The organism is Mammaliicoccus sp. Dog046, from assembly GCF_034039665.1.
Classification (GTDB): Bacteria; Bacillota; Bacilli; order Staphylococcales; family Staphylococcaceae; genus Mammaliicoccus.
The window spans coordinates 1381164-1396822 of sequence record NZ_CP120131.1 but is presented as its reverse complement, the minus strand read 5'-3'; the positions used below and the strand labels follow the sequence as shown (position 1 = coordinate 1396822).

16 protein-coding genes and 1 riboswitch are annotated in these 15659 nt (G+C 31.5%); of the genes, 9 read left to right on the top strand and 7 right to left on the bottom strand.

The window, feature by feature from the left end:
• The 3 genes from P3U32_RS07060 to P3U32_RS07050 form a co-directional block, all read right to left on the bottom strand.
• A complete protein-coding gene (locus P3U32_RS07060) occupies positions 1 to 327 on the bottom strand; it encodes a PTS lactose/cellobiose transporter subunit IIA (RefSeq protein WP_323702407.1) in 327 nt (108 codons plus the stop codon).
• On the bottom strand, positions 320 to 1195 hold the full coding sequence (locus tag P3U32_RS07055; RefSeq protein ID WP_323702406.1) for a CAT RNA binding domain-containing protein: 876 nt from the start codon (positions 1193 to 1195) through the stop codon (positions 320 to 322). The genes P3U32_RS07060 and P3U32_RS07055 overlap by 8 nt, the downstream gene beginning before the upstream one ends.
• 306 nt (positions 1196 to 1501) lie before the next feature.
• Positions 1502 to 2404, bottom strand: a complete 903-nt coding sequence (locus tag P3U32_RS07050) for a CvfB family protein (protein WP_323702405.1) — start codon at positions 2402 to 2404, stop codon at positions 1502 to 1504.
• A 143-nt stretch (positions 2405 to 2547) separates the two neighbouring features.
• On the opposite strand from P3U32_RS07050, the gene P3U32_RS07045 reads away from it, so the two are divergent.
• The 9 genes from P3U32_RS07045 (at position 2548) to lysA (ending at position 12731) form a co-directional block, all read left to right on the top strand.
• On the top strand, positions 2548 to 4149 hold the full coding sequence (locus P3U32_RS07045; RefSeq protein WP_323702404.1) for an ABC-F family ATP-binding cassette domain-containing protein: 1602 nt from the start codon (positions 2548 to 2550) through the stop codon (positions 4147 to 4149).
• A gap of 164 nt (positions 4150 to 4313) precedes the next feature.
• Positions 4314 to 4490, top strand: a riboswitch (Lysine riboswitch).
• Between the two features lie 87 nt (positions 4491 to 4577).
• Entirely contained in the window at positions 4578 to 5780 is a 1203-nt protein-coding gene (locus P3U32_RS07040; protein ID WP_323702403.1) for an aspartate kinase, read from the top strand.
• Positions 5781 to 5800: 20 nt separating this feature from the next.
• The gene (locus P3U32_RS07035) at positions 5801 to 6784 is read left to right on the top strand and encodes an aspartate-semialdehyde dehydrogenase (protein ID WP_323702402.1); all 984 of its coding nucleotides are present in this window, start codon (positions 5801 to 5803) and stop codon (positions 6782 to 6784) included.
• Positions 6785 to 6801: 17 nt separating this feature from the next.
• The gene (gene dapA, locus P3U32_RS07030; RefSeq protein ID WP_323702401.1) at positions 6802 to 7692 is read left to right on the top strand and encodes a 4-hydroxy-tetrahydrodipicolinate synthase; all 891 of its coding nucleotides are present in this window, start codon (positions 6802 to 6804) and stop codon (positions 7690 to 7692) included.
• Positions 7689 to 8426, top strand: coding sequence for a 4-hydroxy-tetrahydrodipicolinate reductase (gene dapB, locus P3U32_RS07025; protein ID WP_323702400.1), 738 nt, complete (start codon positions 7689 to 7691; stop codon positions 8424 to 8426). Before dapA ends, dapB begins: the two co-directional genes overlap by 4 nt.
• A 1-nt stretch (position 8427) precedes the next feature.
• Positions 8428 to 9147 carry a 2,3,4,5-tetrahydropyridine-2,6-dicarboxylate N-acetyltransferase gene (gene dapD, locus P3U32_RS07020; RefSeq protein WP_323702399.1) on the top strand — a complete coding sequence of 240 codons (720 nt, stop codon included), beginning with the start codon at positions 8428 to 8430 and terminating at the stop codon, positions 9145 to 9147.
• A 100-nt stretch (positions 9148 to 9247) separates the two neighbouring features.
• Complete coding sequence (locus P3U32_RS07015) at positions 9248 to 10396, top strand: M20 metallopeptidase family protein (RefSeq protein WP_323702398.1); 1149 nt, start codon at positions 9248 to 9250, stop codon at positions 10394 to 10396.
• Complete coding sequence (gene alr / locus P3U32_RS07010; RefSeq protein ID WP_323702397.1) at positions 10396 to 11469, top strand: alanine racemase; 1074 nt, start codon at positions 10396 to 10398, stop codon at positions 11467 to 11469. Before P3U32_RS07015 ends, alr begins: the two co-directional genes overlap by 1 nt.
• Positions 11466 to 12731: a diaminopimelate decarboxylase gene (lysA, locus tag P3U32_RS07005; protein ID WP_323702396.1), complete on the top strand. Its 1266-nt coding sequence runs from the start codon at positions 11466 to 11468 to the stop codon at positions 12729 to 12731. The genes alr and lysA overlap by 4 nt, the downstream gene beginning before the upstream one ends.
• Before the next feature lie 96 nt (positions 12732 to 12827).
• Here the strand turns inward: lysA and P3U32_RS07000 are convergent, their stop codons facing one another.
• From P3U32_RS07000 to P3U32_RS12805, 4 genes are read right to left on the bottom strand one after another with little or no spacing between them, the layout of a single operon-like run.
• On the bottom strand, positions 12828 to 13583 hold the full coding sequence (locus P3U32_RS07000) for a hypothetical protein (RefSeq protein ID WP_323702395.1): 756 nt from the start codon (positions 13581 to 13583) through the stop codon (positions 12828 to 12830).
• A gap of 1 nt (position 13584) precedes the next feature.
• On the bottom strand, positions 13585 to 14466 hold the full coding sequence (locus tag P3U32_RS06995; protein WP_323702394.1) for an ABC transporter ATP-binding protein: 882 nt from the start codon (positions 14464 to 14466) through the stop codon (positions 13585 to 13587).
• A complete protein-coding gene (locus P3U32_RS12810) occupies positions 14459 to 14869 on the bottom strand; it encodes an Msa family membrane protein (RefSeq protein ID WP_416361217.1) in 411 nt (136 codons plus the stop codon). Before P3U32_RS12810 ends, P3U32_RS06995 begins: the two co-directional genes overlap by 8 nt.
• Before the next feature lie 13 nt (positions 14870 to 14882).
• Complete coding sequence (locus P3U32_RS12805; protein ID WP_416361216.1) at positions 14883 to 15476, bottom strand: CPBP family glutamic-type intramembrane protease; 594 nt, start codon at positions 15474 to 15476, stop codon at positions 14883 to 14885.
• Between the last annotated feature and the right edge of the window lie 183 nt (positions 15477 to 15659).

Genomic DNA, 15659 nt, shown 5'->3' with positions numbered 1-15659 from the left:
TCATTTTTTTAAAGATTGTAATTGCTCGTAAATATCAATGATATAATTTGCAGCATCTCTCAATGCCATCGTCGTCATTAAATGGTCTTGACCGTGAACCATAATAAAGCTGAGTTCTGAAGATTCACCACTGGCTTCTTGAGCAAGACATTGCGTTTGTTCTTTATGTGCTTCTGTTATAAATTCATTGGCACTTTCAATATGTTTGCGCGCTTCTTCAAGTTGACCTTGTTTCGCCTTCTCCATTGCTGACATTACTTCTCTACGCGCATCACCTGCAATTGCGACAATTGTAAAACCTAACATCATATTTTCTTCTCTATTCATAATTTGATTCCCCTTCCTTTTGAGATGATAATATGCGTTCTATATGCAGTTGGATATAGAACAAATGATGTGATTGAATAACAATGTTGAACATATTAGAGATCGAATTTAATAATTCATTGGCATAATGGAATGATTTTGGATAGTGCGTGTGTAAATGCTGTTGCAATGATAAATCAATGTGCTGCTGTACATCTTTACGCTCATCAGTTAAATGCTCTGAGAAATATTTTAAATGTTGCAGAAATCGGTCGTAGTAGTATGCATTGTCTTTATTACGTACAATACCAATATCATTTAAACATTGAATCACTTCATTGAATTTCAATTTCCCATTTAGATGATCATGCTTAAGTTCTGTACCTTTAGGTTGTTCAGCATTGATAAAATGTAATGCAATGTGGTTCGCTTCAGTGATTGGGAATGAAATGTTTAAGTTACGTTGAATGAGCGTTAAAGCGTAAATACTTGCTTCAAATGCACGAGGATGAATTTCTTTAATATCTATCGGTGATGTATGTAGTTTGTTATCCGTTTTATATATATTTATCGCATGATGCAAGTGTTCAGTTAATGTGATGTAGATGTAATCTTGAAAATTAAAATTAAATTTACTTTGCACATCATATATCAGTTCATAACAAGTTGTAATAATTGGTATTGGTACATCGTTAATTAATGATTGAAGATGGCAACCTACTCCCTGATTATCTAACCTAAAGATTTTCTCAGGTGTATGATTGGCAAGAAAATCTCCTTTTTTCTTTTGAAATACAATACCTTTCCCCATAGCAATTACTTCTTCATCACTTTCAGTTCTTGCTATAGCTACATTATTGTTTAGTACTTGTTTGATTATCATTGGCATCTATACCTCCAATAATTTGATATAAAAATACCACAAGACAAGAGGTATATGATTCACCTCGAGTATTGTGGTTTTCGCCTAATTGAATAGTCACGATCCAAATATTCAATTGTGCATTTATGTTCGATATTGTTACATTTATAATTTACAACTTTCCTTAAAATCTGTCAATATTCTTATGGCTATAAATGAAGAAGTGAACAAAAAAGGGAGCGGGACAGAAATATAATCTATCCCGGCAAGGATGACTAAATAGTAAAAATGGCTGAGACATTTTATTATGTCCCAGCCTCTTTTAAAAATGAATTAGTCCTCAGATTTTACTTGGGCCCAACCTTTTTTAGTGATATTGATTTTACCAGTTTCAATTGTAATTAGTTTCTGTTTATACAATCTACCAATTGCACGTTTGAAACTTGCTTTACTCATGTTGAATACTTCTTTAATTGCCTCTGGATCTGATTTATCCCAGAATGGCAATTCTCCATCATATTCCACTAATAAATCGAAAATGACTTGGCCATCTTCATCTAATCTTTCGTGAGCTAATGGTAAAAATGAACCATTTAATTCGCCATTTTCTTTAACGCCAATAATTCTAACGTCCATTGCTTCACCTAATCTAGGTTCATGTCTACGTTCAGATTCATGTACGAAGATTTTATAACCTTCTTCAGATAATAAGAATGTACCCACTCTTAATAATCTATATGGTCTTGCTGTAACATGTTGATGTAATGTTGTCTCTTCTGCAGCTTTAAACATCGTATCTACGATTGTTTCTGTTGCTAAACGTGCAAACATTTGACTATTACTATCTATTCTTAATGTACAGAAAATCATATCACCGTTTTGTGGCCATAATTCTTTGACTTTAGGTAGATCTTCCCAAGGAATTAATACTTCCCTAGGTAAACCAACATCAACAGCAGCACCTTCTCTATCTACTCTTAATACTTTCACCCAATCATAACGGTCTTTAGTAATTGTTGGCATGTTTTGTGTAGCAAATAATTCTCCAGATCGACTTGGATAAACAAAGAAACTATATTCTTCGTTGATTTCTAATTCATCGCCCTCATCTACTTCTGAAGCATTCATTTTAATTTGTTCACTATTTGGTCCTAGCAAATGGTAAGTTGAACCTTCTAATCTATCGACTTTTAAAAAGTCAATACGACCTACAAGTGTATCTTTTTCTTGTGCCATGTCATTCTCCATTCTTATATTATTCGTTTATTTATTATAACATGCATTTTACTTCGTGTAACGACTGTTCAATCTCTTGCCCATTTTTGTTTCATTTATGATATAATTCATCGGTAGAAGTATTAATGAAAAGGAGTCATTTAATGTTACAAGTTACTAATATAAGTTTACGATTTGGTGATCGTAAGCTATTTGAAGATGTAAATATTAAGTTCACGCCAGGTAACTGTTACGGACTTATTGGTGCTAACGGCGCAGGTAAATCAACGTTCTTAAAAGTTTTATCAGGTGAATTAGATTCACAATCAGGTCATGTTTCCCTTGGTAAAGATGAACGTTTAGCAGTTTTAAAACAGGATCACTTTTCTCACGAAGATGAAAAAGTAATCGAAGTTGTACTTAAAGGTCATGAAAAATTATGGAGCGTAATGACTGAAAAGAACGAAATTTACATGAAACCTGATTTTTCTGATGAAGACGGTATGCGTGCAGCAGAACTTGAAGGTGAATTTGCTGAAATGAATGGATGGAATGCTGAAGCGGATGCATCTGTTTTGCTTTCAGGTTTAGGAATTAAAGATGAATTGCATGATAAACAAATGTCAGAACTAGAAAATAATCAAAAAGTAAAAGTCTTACTAGCGCAAAGTTTATTCGGCGATCCAGACGTTCTATTACTAGATGAGCCTACCAATGGTTTAGATATTCAAGCAATTGCATGGTTAGAAGACTTCTTAATCAATTTTGAGAATACAGTTATTGTAGTATCACATGATAGACATTTCTTGAATAATGTGTGTACACACATTGCCGATTTAGATTACGGGAAAATTCAATTATTTGTCGGTAACTATGACTTCTGGTATCAGTCAAGCCAATTAGCTTCACAAATGGCACAAGACCAAAATAAGAAAAAAGAAGAACGCATTAAAGAATTACAAGACTTTATAGCTCGATTTAGTGCGAACGCATCTAAATCAAAACAAGCAACAAGTCGTAAGAAAATGCTTGATAAAATTGAACTTGATGATATTCAACCTTCATCTAGAAGATACCCATTTGTTAATTTCAATATTGAAAGAGAAATTGGTAATGAATTGTTACAAGTACAAAATGTTTCAAAAACAATAGACGGCAATAAAGTATTGGATAATGTTTCATTCACAATGAATCCTAATGATAAAGCAGTATTAATAGGAGAAAGTGAAATTGCTAAAACTACCCTACTTCGTATTTTAGCAGGTGAAATGGAACCTGATGAAGGTTCAGTTAAATGGGGCGTAACTACGTCTCAATCATATTTACCAAAAGATAACTCAGAATTCTTTGAAGGTATCAATATGAGTTTAGTAGATTGGTTAAGACAATATGCACCACCTGAAGAACAAACGGAAACATTCTTAAGAGGATTCTTAGGTCGTATGTTATTTAGTGGTGAAGAAGTTAAGAAAAAAGCAAGTGTCCTTTCTGGTGGAGAGAAAGTAAGATGTATGTTAAGTAAAATGATGTTATCAAATTCTAACGTACTATTATTAGATGAACCAACAAACCACTTAGACTTAGAAAGTATCACTGCAGTGAATGATGGATTGAAGAACTTCAAAGGTTCTTTAATATTCACTTCATATGACTTTGAATTTATTAATACAATCGCAAATCGCGTAATCGACTTAAAAGAAGATGGCGCAGTTTCTAAAGAAATCACTTATGAAGAATACTTAAAAGATCAAGGTGTATATAATTAATTAGTACACTATAAATCTATAAGAGCTGGATCACATATAATTGTGAACCAGCTCTTATTTTTTTCGTAAAGATGTATAGAATTTTTAGAGTTTTTTAATTTATCTGTTTTCTCTCTTTACATGAATATTCATTCTATGTATAATGAATGCATACCAATTGAATATGTTTTTGATGAGGCGCATCAATCATGAGTAACTCCCCTATTAGACTGCAATCTTGGAGGAGCGAAAGGGTGCGATGCCGAAATATAATATTTTTTGCAGAAGTATTATGTTGGACATTCAGGTTAAGAGCTAAGTGTCTGTCATTATCTTAAGAATAATGGAGTGCATCACTTGTATATATAATTTTAAACAAGTTCGCATCCCGAACTTGTTTTTTATTTATATTAAGGCGTTGTCCTCTCGATTTTATAGGAGGAATTATAGTGAATCAAAGTGTTTTAAAATTCGGTGGTACGTCTGTGGGAGATTTTAATAAAATTAAAAATATCGCACATATGTTGAAATTACGGATAGATAATGGAGAAAAATTGATTGTCGTTGTAAGTGCAATGGGTAAAACAACTGATACGCTGTTAGAGAATATTGCTACGCTTACGACTCAGCCTAAAGATGAACATTTGGCTCTACTTTTAACCACTGGCGAACAACAAACCATTTCATATCTGTCTATGGTGTTAAATGATATTGGTGTTAACACTAAGGCAATGACAGGTTATCAAGCTGGTATTAAAACAGAAGGTCATCATTTGAAGAGCAAGATTGTTGAAATTGATGGAGAACGATTTGAAGCGGCATTCGAAACGAATGATGTGCTTGTCGTTGCAGGTTTCCAAGGCGTGAATGATCATTTAGAAATTACGACTTTAGGTCGTGGTGGTTCGGATACAACAGCAGTAGCCATAGCAGCACAAATGGATACGTCTTGTGAAATTTATACAGACGTTGATGGTGTTTATGGTACAGATCCTAGAGTTTATAAAGAAGCTAAGTTGCTAGAACAAGTCTCCTTTGAAGAAATGATGGAGATGAGTGCACTAGGTGCTGGTGTATTAGAATCAAGAAGCGTTGAAATCGCTAAAAATTACAACATTCCAATTTATCTTGGAAGAACATTATCAAACGTGAAAGGAACATGGATTATGCCACAAGCAGAAATATTAGAGAAAAAAGCAGTGACAGGAGTTGCATTAGATTCACATATGATACACGTGACTTTAACATATCCTATGCAGAACTTTGATTTATTACAAAAATTATTTGATTCATTAGAGGCATCATCAATGAATGTTGATATGATATCTCAAATTGAGAATCAACAAGGATTGCAGCTTTCTTTTACAATTAAAGATTCTGATGTTGTAGAAATTGAACAAATTATTGAAGAATTAATGGTGATTTACCCTCACCTTCAGTACAAAATGAAAGATAATTATGCTAAGCTCTCAGTCATTGGAACAGGTATGAGAGACATGTCAGGTATTGCTTCTAAAGCATTTCGTACTTTAATTAGTAATGACATTCATTTTTACCAAACGACGACTTCAGAAATTAGTATTTCATATGTTGTTGATCGAGAATTAGGTGAACATGCCGTTCGAACTTTGAGTAAAGCGTTTAATATATAATTGATAATGGAGTGAATAAAATGACAAAATTAGCAGTTGTTGGTGCAACAGGTTTAGTAGGAGAAAAAGTATTAGAAGTATTAGATAGAAAACAAATTCCATTTGATGAACTCGTATTATTTTCATCACCAAAATCAGCCGGAAAAGAAATTGAATTCCAAGGCAAAACATATATCGTAGAAGCATTAACTGAAGAAAAGACGGGTGGTCAATTTGATTATGTCATCATGAGTGCAGGTGGCGGTACAAGTAAAACGTTCGCCCCACTATTTGAAAAACATGGTGCTATCGTTATAGATAATTCAAGTCAATGGAGAATGCATGAAGGCATTGATTTAATTGTTCCTGAAGTAAACGAACCTAAATTAGATCGTAAAATTATTGCAAATCCAAACTGTTCAACAATTCAATCTGTCGTACCACTTAAACCTTTATTAGATTCATATGGTTTAAAAAGAGTCGCATACACAACTTATCAAGCTGTGTCAGGTTCTGGATTAGCAGGTCGTGAAGATTTATCAAATGGTGAAAAGGGAGAAGCACCGAAGAACTATCCCCACCCTATTTATAACAATGTATTACCACATATTGATGTATTCCAAGAAGATGGTTATACAAAAGAAGAACAAAAAATGATTGATGAAACTAGAAAGATTTTAAGTCAACCATCATTAAATGTTACAGCAACATGTGTACGTGTACCTGTTCAAGACAGTCATAGTGTACACATCAATGTAACATTAGAAAAAAAAGCAACTGTAGAAGATTTAAAACATTTATTTGATGAAGATGCGCGTGTCGTTCTTGTAGATGATGTACAAAATAATCAATATCCATTAGCGATTCATGCTACGGGTAAAGATGAGGTCTTTGTTGGACGTATTCGTAAAGACGAGTCATTAGAGAATACTTTCCATATTTGGTGTACTTCAGATAATTTACTTAAAGGCGCAAGTTTAAATGCAGTTCAAGTATTAGAACAAGTTATGCAATTAAATAAATAAAACAAGGAGTGTCAAGTATGTCACATATTTTTACAGGTGTAGGCGTTGCGCTTACAACACCATTCACAAATGAGGATGTAGACTACGAAGCATTTGAAAATCATATAGAGTTCTTAATAGAAAATGGCGTTAAAAGTATTATTATCAACGGTACTACTGCAGAAAATCCAACTTTAACATCAGAAGAAAGAAATGAATTACTAGAAGTTGGTATTAAAAAAATTAATGGACGTGTACCAGTGATTGCTGGTACAGGTACAAATAACACACAAGCTTCAATTGAGGCATCCATAAAAGCGAAAGAATTAGGTGTTGACGCAATTATGCTCATTACACCTTATTATAATAAGACGTCTCAACGTGGATTAATTGCTCACTTTACAACAATTGCAAATGAAGTTGAACTACCAGTTGTATTATATAATGTTCCTTCAAGAACAAATATGACAATTGAGATTGATACTGTATTGAAATTGAGTGAGCATCCTTATATCGTTGCCTTGAAAGATGCCACTGGTGACTTGGAATATGCAAAAGCTTTAAAAGAGCAATTACCAAGTGATTTTGCATTATATAGCGGTAACGATGATAATATGCTTGACTATTACAAATTAGGTGGAGAAGGACTTATATCAGTAGTTGCAAATGCTGTTCCATTTGAAACACAACAATTATTTGATGAGGTTTCTAATAATCAATTAGAGAACGCTGAAAAGTTAAATCATAATATGTTGACATTATTAGACGCATTAAGTGTCGATGTTAATCCTGTACCTATTAAATTATTAACTTCAGAACTTGGTTTTGGTCATTACGAAGTGAGACTACCACTTGTAACGTTAGAAGAAAATGAACAAAAAGTGTTAAGCGAAGCATTTAATACATTTAAAGATGGTGTAAAACAATGAGAATTTTATTAATCGGTTATGGCGCAATGAATGAACGAGTTGCTAGACTTGCAGAAGAACGTGGAAATGAAATCGTTGGTGTAGTCGTTAAAGATCCAACGAAGGAATATCCCTACCCTGCTTTTAACTCAATGACTTTAGTACCTGAAGCGGATGTTGCTATCGACTTTTCAAATCCGGAATTGTTAGTACCACTATTAGATGAAGATTTTAATTTGCCTTTAGTGATTGCAACAACAGGAGAAAAAGAAGAAATTATTGAAAAGTTAAAAGAAAAATCAACGCAAATGCCCGTATTCTTTAGTGCAAATATGAGCTACGGTGTGCATATTTTAAAAGAAATCATTCAATATGCAGTACCACTATTAGAAGACTTTGATATTGAAATGTTAGAAAAACATCATAATAAAAAAGTAGATTCACCTAGTGGGACACTTGTACAATTATATGATGCAATTAAAGAAAAAAGAGAACAATCAACACCTGTATATGATAGACATGAAAAAAATGAAAAAAGAGAACCCTCTGAGATTGGCATTAGTTCACAAAGAGGTGGTACGATTGTGGGAGAACATCAAGTATTGTTCGCTGGTCACGATGAAACAATTGAAATTACACATCGTGCACAATCAAAAGATATTTTCGCTAATGGTGCAATAAACGTTGCGGATATATTAGTAAATAAAGAAAATGGTTACTATACTTATAACAACTTAAACGAGGAGAGAAATTAAAATGGTCAAAGATTTTACAGCAGAAGAAATTATTCAATATATTAGTGATTCAGAAAAAGTAACACCTTTAAAGGTGTATGCAAACGGGACATTTGATAATGTTGAATTCCCTACTACATTCAAAGTATTCGGGTCAGAAACGTCTAAGACAATTTTCTGTGACGCAAAAGATTGGAAAGCTTTTTATGAGCAAAACGCTTCTATTATAACTGACTTAGAAATCGAACAAGATCGTCGTAATTCAGCAATTCCTTTAAAAGACTTAACAAATACAAATGCACGTATTGAACCAGGTTCGTTTATTAGAGAACATGCAGTCATTGAAGATGGTGCTGTTGTTATGATGGGTGCAACAATTAATATTGGTGCAGTTGTTGGCGAAGGTACGATGATTGATATGAATGCAACTTTAGGCGGTCGTGCAACGACTGGTAAAAATGTTCACGTTGGTGCAGGATCAGTATTAGCAGGTGTTATTGAACCACCTAGTGCTTCACCTGTCATTATTGAAGATGATGTATTAATCGGAGCAAATGCTGTAATTCTTGAAGGTGTTCGTGTTGGTAAAGGTGCGATTGTTGCTGCTGGCGCAATTGTTACTAAAGATGTTCCTGCCGGTGCAGTTGTTGCTGGTACACCAGCTAAAGTAATTAAGCAATCAGCTGACGTAGAAGACGGTAAAAAAGAAATTGTTTCAGCATTACGTAATTTAAATCAATAAAACTAAAAATATAAGAAAAATGAGAGACCGAGACATATATTGTTTCAGTCTCATTTTTCTAAAATCAAAAATAAACACAAAGAATAAAGGACTGAGTTAAATGTCTGAATTAAAATTTGTTAAAGAAACTAGAAGATACTTACATGAACATCCAGAATTAAGTATGCAAGAATATGAGACTACAGAATTTATTGCGTCATTTTTGCAAGATTTAAACATTACATATGAACGCCCTATCGATACAGGGGTTATTGGATATTTAGAAGGAAACTCAAATCAGACAATTGCATATAGAGCTGACATTGATGCCTTACCTATTCAAGAAGCGAATGATATTAGATATAAAAGTAAAAATGATCAAGTGATGCATGCATGTGGTCACGATGGTCATACTACTGCACTTATGTTATTCGCTAAAAGATGTAAATCACTATATGATCAAGGTAAGCTACCACACAATGTTGTATTTATATTCCAACCTTCTGAAGAAACAGAAGCTGGTGCAAATCAATTAATAAAATCAAATGTGTTTGAAAAATATAACATCAATAAAATATTTGGCATACATATCATGCCCTTTGAAGATGTTGGCACAGTTGCATTTAAAAATGATGAAATCACAGCAAGTGCTACTGAGTATAGATTTTATTTAAATGGCTTATCAAGTCATGTAGCAAGCAAAGAAGAAGGAAAAGCAGCATCTGAAGCTTTGATGCATGTGCTAACTCAAGTCAGCCAAATCCAACAATTCCATTTGAATGGTTTAAACAGAAATATCGTACATATCGGACAATTTAACGTTGGAGAAGCGATTAATACTGTGCCACAAAATGGTTATTTAGAAGGTACTATACGTACGTATGATGTACTTGATTTACAAGTAGTTAAAGAACAAATGCAGAAAATTGCTGATAGCGTAGAATTATTATACGGTGTAACGTGTGAAGTGAAATTTGCTGAAGGTTATCCCCCTACTATGAATGATGCACTGTTAAATGATGAAGTTAAACAAGCATTATCACATGTAGGATTAGAACAACATGAATTAGAAAAGCCATACCTGTTCGGTGAAGACTTTAGTTTTTATAAAACACTCGCACCAAGTTACTTTGTATTCTTTGGAACGAAAAATGTCGAAAAAGATTTCGTATATGGTTTGCATACGAATCGATTGAATTTTGACGAAGAAGTCTTAATCTCCGTAGCAGACTACTATATGGCATTATTAACACAAGGAGAGAATGAATAATGGTTGCAAGTATAACAATTGATGAAAGAAAATTTATTCAAAATGTCCACCATGTTGTTAAAGATCAACCTGTTATGGCAGTTGTTAAAAATGACGCTTATCATTTCGGATTAGAATTTGCCGTGACATCATTTATTGAAGCGGGCATTACAACATTTGCAACAACTTCATTACAGGAAGCGATTCGAATACGTCAATTAAGCGATGCAGTATATATATTCTTAATGAATGCTTCTGTTCATTTCGACTTATTAAAACAATATGATATCGCAATGACGATGCCTTCTTTATCATTTTATAACGAATATAAAACACAATTAGCAGGTATAAAGGTACATTTAGAATATGAAAATTTACTGCATCGTTCAGGATTAAAGGATCAAACAGAAATGGAAGTTCTATTGAAATCGAACGATGAACAGCCGTCAGAACAACAACTTATAGTAGATGGCATCTGGACACACTTTGGGTATGCGGATGAATTTGATGTTGAAGAATATCAAATCGAAAGAAATGATTGGTTAACGTGTTTAGAGTATGTATTAAACTTAGGTTATCAATTTAATTATATTCATGCACAAAATAGTGCAAGTTATGTACGCGAAGATGGTATGTTAAACCAACATACACATGCACGATTAGGTATCATATTATATGGATCTAGACCATATAGCACCTTGCCTACTACAATCACGGAACAAAATTTCACCGTAAGTGCGAATGTCATACAAGTACGTGACATTAAACAAGGTGAAACATGTGGATATAGCTTTCAATTTACAGCAGATAAAGATTGTTTAATAGCTGTTGTTGATATTGGCTATGGAGATGGCATACTTAAGACACGTGCTAAGCATGATGCTTTGATTAATGGCAAACGATATCCTATACGTGGATTAATGATGAGTCATATGTTTGTTGAAGTCGATACAACTGTTAAAAGTGGCGACACTGTCACATTGTATAGTAATAATATTAGAATAGATGAATATACATTTAAAGGTGTCGGTGCAAACTCTGAACAAATCAGTGCACTAAACCATCATTCATTAATAAAGGAGATTATAACATGACAGTAAAATATAATAATCAAGGCGAATTAACAATGGGTGGCGTTTCATTAAAGACCATTGCAGCTAGCTTTGGTACCCCTACTATTGTTTACGATGAAGATCAAATTAGAAATCAATGTAGAAGATTTCATCAAGCTTTTAAAGAAAGTGGATTAACATATAATATATCTTATGCTTCTAAAGCATTTAGTAGTATTCAATTATTCAAATTAATGGCTGAAGAAGAAATGGGATTAGATGTAGTTTCTGAAGGAGAATTGTATACAGCATTGGCAAGCGGATTTAATCCAGCAAATATTCACTTCCACGGAAACAATAAAACAAACGAAGAGATAGAATATGCTATTGAAAGCGGTGTTGAATATTTCGTAATAGATTCATTAGATGAAATAAATCGTATCAATCGACTTGCTTCAAGGCCAATTAAAGCTGTTTTAAGAGTCAATCCAGGTGTAGAAGCACATACACATGAATTCATACAAACTGGCCAAGAAGATAGCAAATTTGGCTTATCAATTAAACATGGTACTGCACTTGAAGGTGTTAAAGCGTTACAACAATCTGAGAAGATTGAATTTAAAGGTATACATTTCCATATAGGATCTCAAATCTTTGAAGCGGACGGTACAATCAATACGATACAAATTGTATTTGAATGGTTAAAAGAAAATAATATAAATATTGAAATATTGAACTTAGGCGGCGGATTTAGTATTCAATATACAAATGAAGATAAAAGCTACCCTATTGAAGATGGTATTAAATTAATCACAGATGCACTAAAAGAAAATAGCCAAAAATATGATATGGAAATTCCAGAGATATCAATTGAACCAGGACGATCAATTGTTGGTGAAGCGGGAGTGACATTGTATCAAGTTGGTACAATTAAAGAAATACCAAACGTTAATACTTACGTCTCTATAGATGGTGGTATGAGTGATCATATTAGAACAGCCTTATATAATGCACAATATGAAGCTTTATTAGTTAATCGTGAAGATACAGATACACATGCAGTTACCATTGCAGGTAAATTATGTGAATCAGGAGATTTAATCGGTAAAGATATGCAATTACCAAAATCAACGAAAATTGGAGATTATATTGCAGTCTTATCAACAGGCGCATATCACTATTCAATGAGCTCTAATTATAATCAAATGCTAAAACCATCAGTATTGTTTGTTAAAGATGGAAAAGCAAGAGAAGTTATAAAACGACAAACATTAAAACAATTAATTTTGAATGACGTGAAATAGATAGACGACAAATATAGTACGAATTTAAAACCAGTAATCTTTTCTCAAGTTAAAAGATTACTGGTTTTTGTCTTATGTCTATATAAATTAAAATATTTAAAATTGCGTTTGTTTAAATATTTTTAAAGAAATTAAATAAATGATGGTTGCATAACCAAAAATCAAACATATAATAATCAATATACTAAAGTTAAATTCATTTTGATTACTAATACTATAATGTCCACTTGGTAATAGATACTGAATTTTACCTAAAAGTGTCGATGCCCTGAATAGCATTGCAGATACAATAACACCAATTATTGTAATACCAGTATTAAATTTAGTAGATAATAATAGAGCGATAAATATTAATAAGACTTCTGTGCCTAATGAACTTAATAATTGTAGAATTAATTGTTTGTTATACAATGTGTCTGTGTATAACAAAGTATTTGTTCCCAATCCTTTTCTTACTGCATAAAATTTGAAAACGATATAAGAAGAAATCATCAAATTAGAGATATAAATCACATAAATCAGCATTAAAGAAATTAATTTAGAATCAAATATCTTTTTCCTATTTAAATCCTTAAACAGTATCAATCTACCGGTATTAATTTCATCGAAATATTGCAGACTGAAAACAAATCCTATAATAATTATTGGTAACATAAATTGTAACTGTGTATCGTGAATAGCAAGAAGAAGTTCTATATATGCAATCTTATGTCCATTTGTCGCTTCAAAGGTTATAAAATTACTTTTAGTTAACTCAGCAATGAAAATTAACAATGGATAAATTGAGAATATCAATAATAACCATACAGCTTTTATTTTAAAAATATTTTTTAAAATAGGAATTACTAACATTTTAACTCACCACATTTTCGTCGAATAATTGATATAAATCATTTTGATGAGCTTCTACATTTATCAAATGGTGTGATTTGCTTAATTTATTTAGTATTTGAGACATACCATCGGAGTTTTCATCAATAATGATTTTGTTTTCTTTAATTTCAATAATAAAATCAAATTTATCTGTTAAATCTTTAATAAGGTCATCATTAAAATGTGTATTAAAATAAAGGGTTTTCTTTCTTCGATTGTCCATTTCAAATGCCTTAATTTCTCCATTATTTAAATGTAGGTATCGACTACATACAGCATGTAATTCATTTAATTGATGACTTGAAATTAAAATGGTCATATCATTATCGTTAGCAAATGATTTTAAGGTGTCTATAAGTTTACTAACGCCTTCTGGATCTAAGCCAACAAATGGTTCATCCATTATGACTAAACTAGGTCTAGTTATTAGACATATAGCTAAGCAACATCTTTGTTTCATACCAAAAGAAAATGACTTCACTGGTTTGTTTTTAACGTGTAATAATCCTACTAGATCTAAAATGAAATCAATATCACGTATATATTTGAGTTTATTGTTAATTTCCAAATAAAATTCAATGTTTTCTTTAGGAGATAAATGTGGATAAAATACAGGGTCAACCATGATACCAACATCGTCTAATAAATTAGGTTTTTCATTTAAATTAATTTCATTCAGAAATATAGATCCTTTTGAGGGCTTTCTTGATTTTGCTATTAGCTTCATTAAAGTTGTCTTACCTGCCCCATTAGATCCTACTAAACCAACAATTTCACCTTTATTTATCTGGAAATTAATATTTTTTAAAATAGGTTGTTTTGATTTCTTGAAGGAATAACTAACATCTTTAAATTCAAGCATGTTTAGACCTCCGATTAATTAATAGTACTTTAACAATAAATAAAGTTATAAAGTATAGTGAAAAATTAGTGATTAGTTGAGAGTATGATGTCATATCGAATTGTACATCTATTTGAAAATCACCATTTTTAAAACTTGAATTTTCAATATATTTCTTATATCCAGGCAAATTCATTATATATAAACTATAAAAATAATAACAAACAGTAATAATACAAGAAATAATGAATATTAAAGAAAGGCTGATGTGTTGTTTCATTAAAAATAATAAAGTGCTATTTAAAGTAATAGGTATTAATATTATTAAAATAGTGACGATAAAAACATTTATTTCTAAGCCAATATATCCAAAAATAATAAAGACAATAGAATTTATCAGAAAAAATAAAATTAAATTTTTCATTTTTACTCCCTTTTTAAATAAATTCAACAACTATCAAGTTATAAATCCAATGTGTTGTGATACAAGTGAATAAATTAAACTTACTCCTTAAGAAGTTTAAAAACAGTGCTGAAGGAAATCTGATAATTAAATTTATAAGTAGCGGTTCATTAATATGTAATACAAAGGCAAATAGTATGCTCCCTATAATATATACATAGAGTATAGGGAATTCTTTTTGCAAAATCTTAAATATTATCTCTCTGAATAGATATTCTTCAGCAATAGAAACAACTAGAAAATAGTAAACTACATTTAAGTACAAATCTAAAATTAAAACTAGAATAAGTAATATTGAAATAATAGAAAAGATCTTATAAAATAAGACCTTTTCAAGCTTAAATACTCTGAATTTGTATAAGTGATTTGCGATTACATAAGGTAAAATTATAAATGACAATGCAAAGTTAATACTTATAAATAGTAGTAAATAAATTGGATTTTGTATATTCAATAATGCGAGTAATACAATACCAATTGATAGTGTGAATGTTGCTAAAATTAATAAGCAAATGGATAAAAAAACAACGTGTAATTTTTTATTGAAATGTGAAGTTAATTTTACCATTTAATTTTTCTGCCTTTATATCCAATATGAAATCTACCAATATTTAAATGGTTAAATAGATTAGATAATAAATTCATTTTTCCCCTCCTCCTTTTATGCAATCGCTTACATTTATAGTAAAACTTTTCCTTTTATATGTAAATAATAATTAATGTCAATATTGTTAACTTTGCATTTTAAATC

What these genes read in the sequence shown, in the direction of transcription:
- P3U32_RS07060 (WP_323702407.1), bottom strand. Translation starts at nt 327, where the DNA reads ATGAATAGAGAAGAAAATATGATGTTAGGTTTTACAATTGTCGCAATT.
- P3U32_RS07055 (WP_323702406.1), bottom strand. Translation starts at nt 1,195, where the DNA reads ATGCCAATGATAATCAAACAAGTACTAAACAATAATGTAGCTATAGCA.
- P3U32_RS07050 (WP_323702405.1), bottom strand. Translation starts at nt 2,404, where the DNA reads ATGGCACAAGAAAAAGATACACTTGTAGGTCGTATTGACTTTTTAAAA.
- P3U32_RS07045 (WP_323702404.1), top strand. Translation starts at nt 2,548, where the DNA reads ATGTTACAAGTTACTAATATAAGTTTACGATTTGGTGATCGTAAGCTA.
- P3U32_RS07035 (WP_323702402.1), top strand. Translation starts at nt 5,801, where the DNA reads ATGACAAAATTAGCAGTTGTTGGTGCAACAGGTTTAGTAGGAGAAAAA.
- dapA (WP_323702401.1), top strand. Translation starts at nt 6,802, where the DNA reads ATGTCACATATTTTTACAGGTGTAGGCGTTGCGCTTACAACACCATTC.
- dapB (WP_323702400.1), top strand. Translation starts at nt 7,689, where the DNA reads ATGAGAATTTTATTAATCGGTTATGGCGCAATGAATGAACGAGTTGCT.
- dapD (WP_323702399.1), top strand. Translation starts at nt 8,428, where the DNA reads ATGGTCAAAGATTTTACAGCAGAAGAAATTATTCAATATATTAGTGAT.
- P3U32_RS07015 (WP_323702398.1), top strand. Translation starts at nt 9,248, where the DNA reads ATGTCTGAATTAAAATTTGTTAAAGAAACTAGAAGATACTTACATGAA.
- alr (WP_323702397.1), top strand. Translation starts at nt 10,396, where the DNA reads ATGGTTGCAAGTATAACAATTGATGAAAGAAAATTTATTCAAAATGTC.
- lysA (WP_323702396.1), top strand. Translation starts at nt 11,466, where the DNA reads ATGACAGTAAAATATAATAATCAAGGCGAATTAACAATGGGTGGCGTT.
- P3U32_RS07000 (WP_323702395.1), bottom strand. Translation starts at nt 13,583, where the DNA reads ATGTTAGTAATTCCTATTTTAAAAAATATTTTTAAAATAAAAGCTGTA.
- P3U32_RS06995 (WP_323702394.1), bottom strand. Translation starts at nt 14,466, where the DNA reads ATGCTTGAATTTAAAGATGTTAGTTATTCCTTCAAGAAATCAAAACAA.
- P3U32_RS12810 (WP_416361217.1), bottom strand. Translation starts at nt 14,869, where the DNA reads ATGAAAAATTTAATTTTATTTTTTCTGATAAATTCTATTGTCTTTATT.
- P3U32_RS12805 (WP_416361216.1), bottom strand. Translation starts at nt 15,476, where the DNA reads ATGGTAAAATTAACTTCACATTTCAATAAAAAATTACACGTTGTTTTT.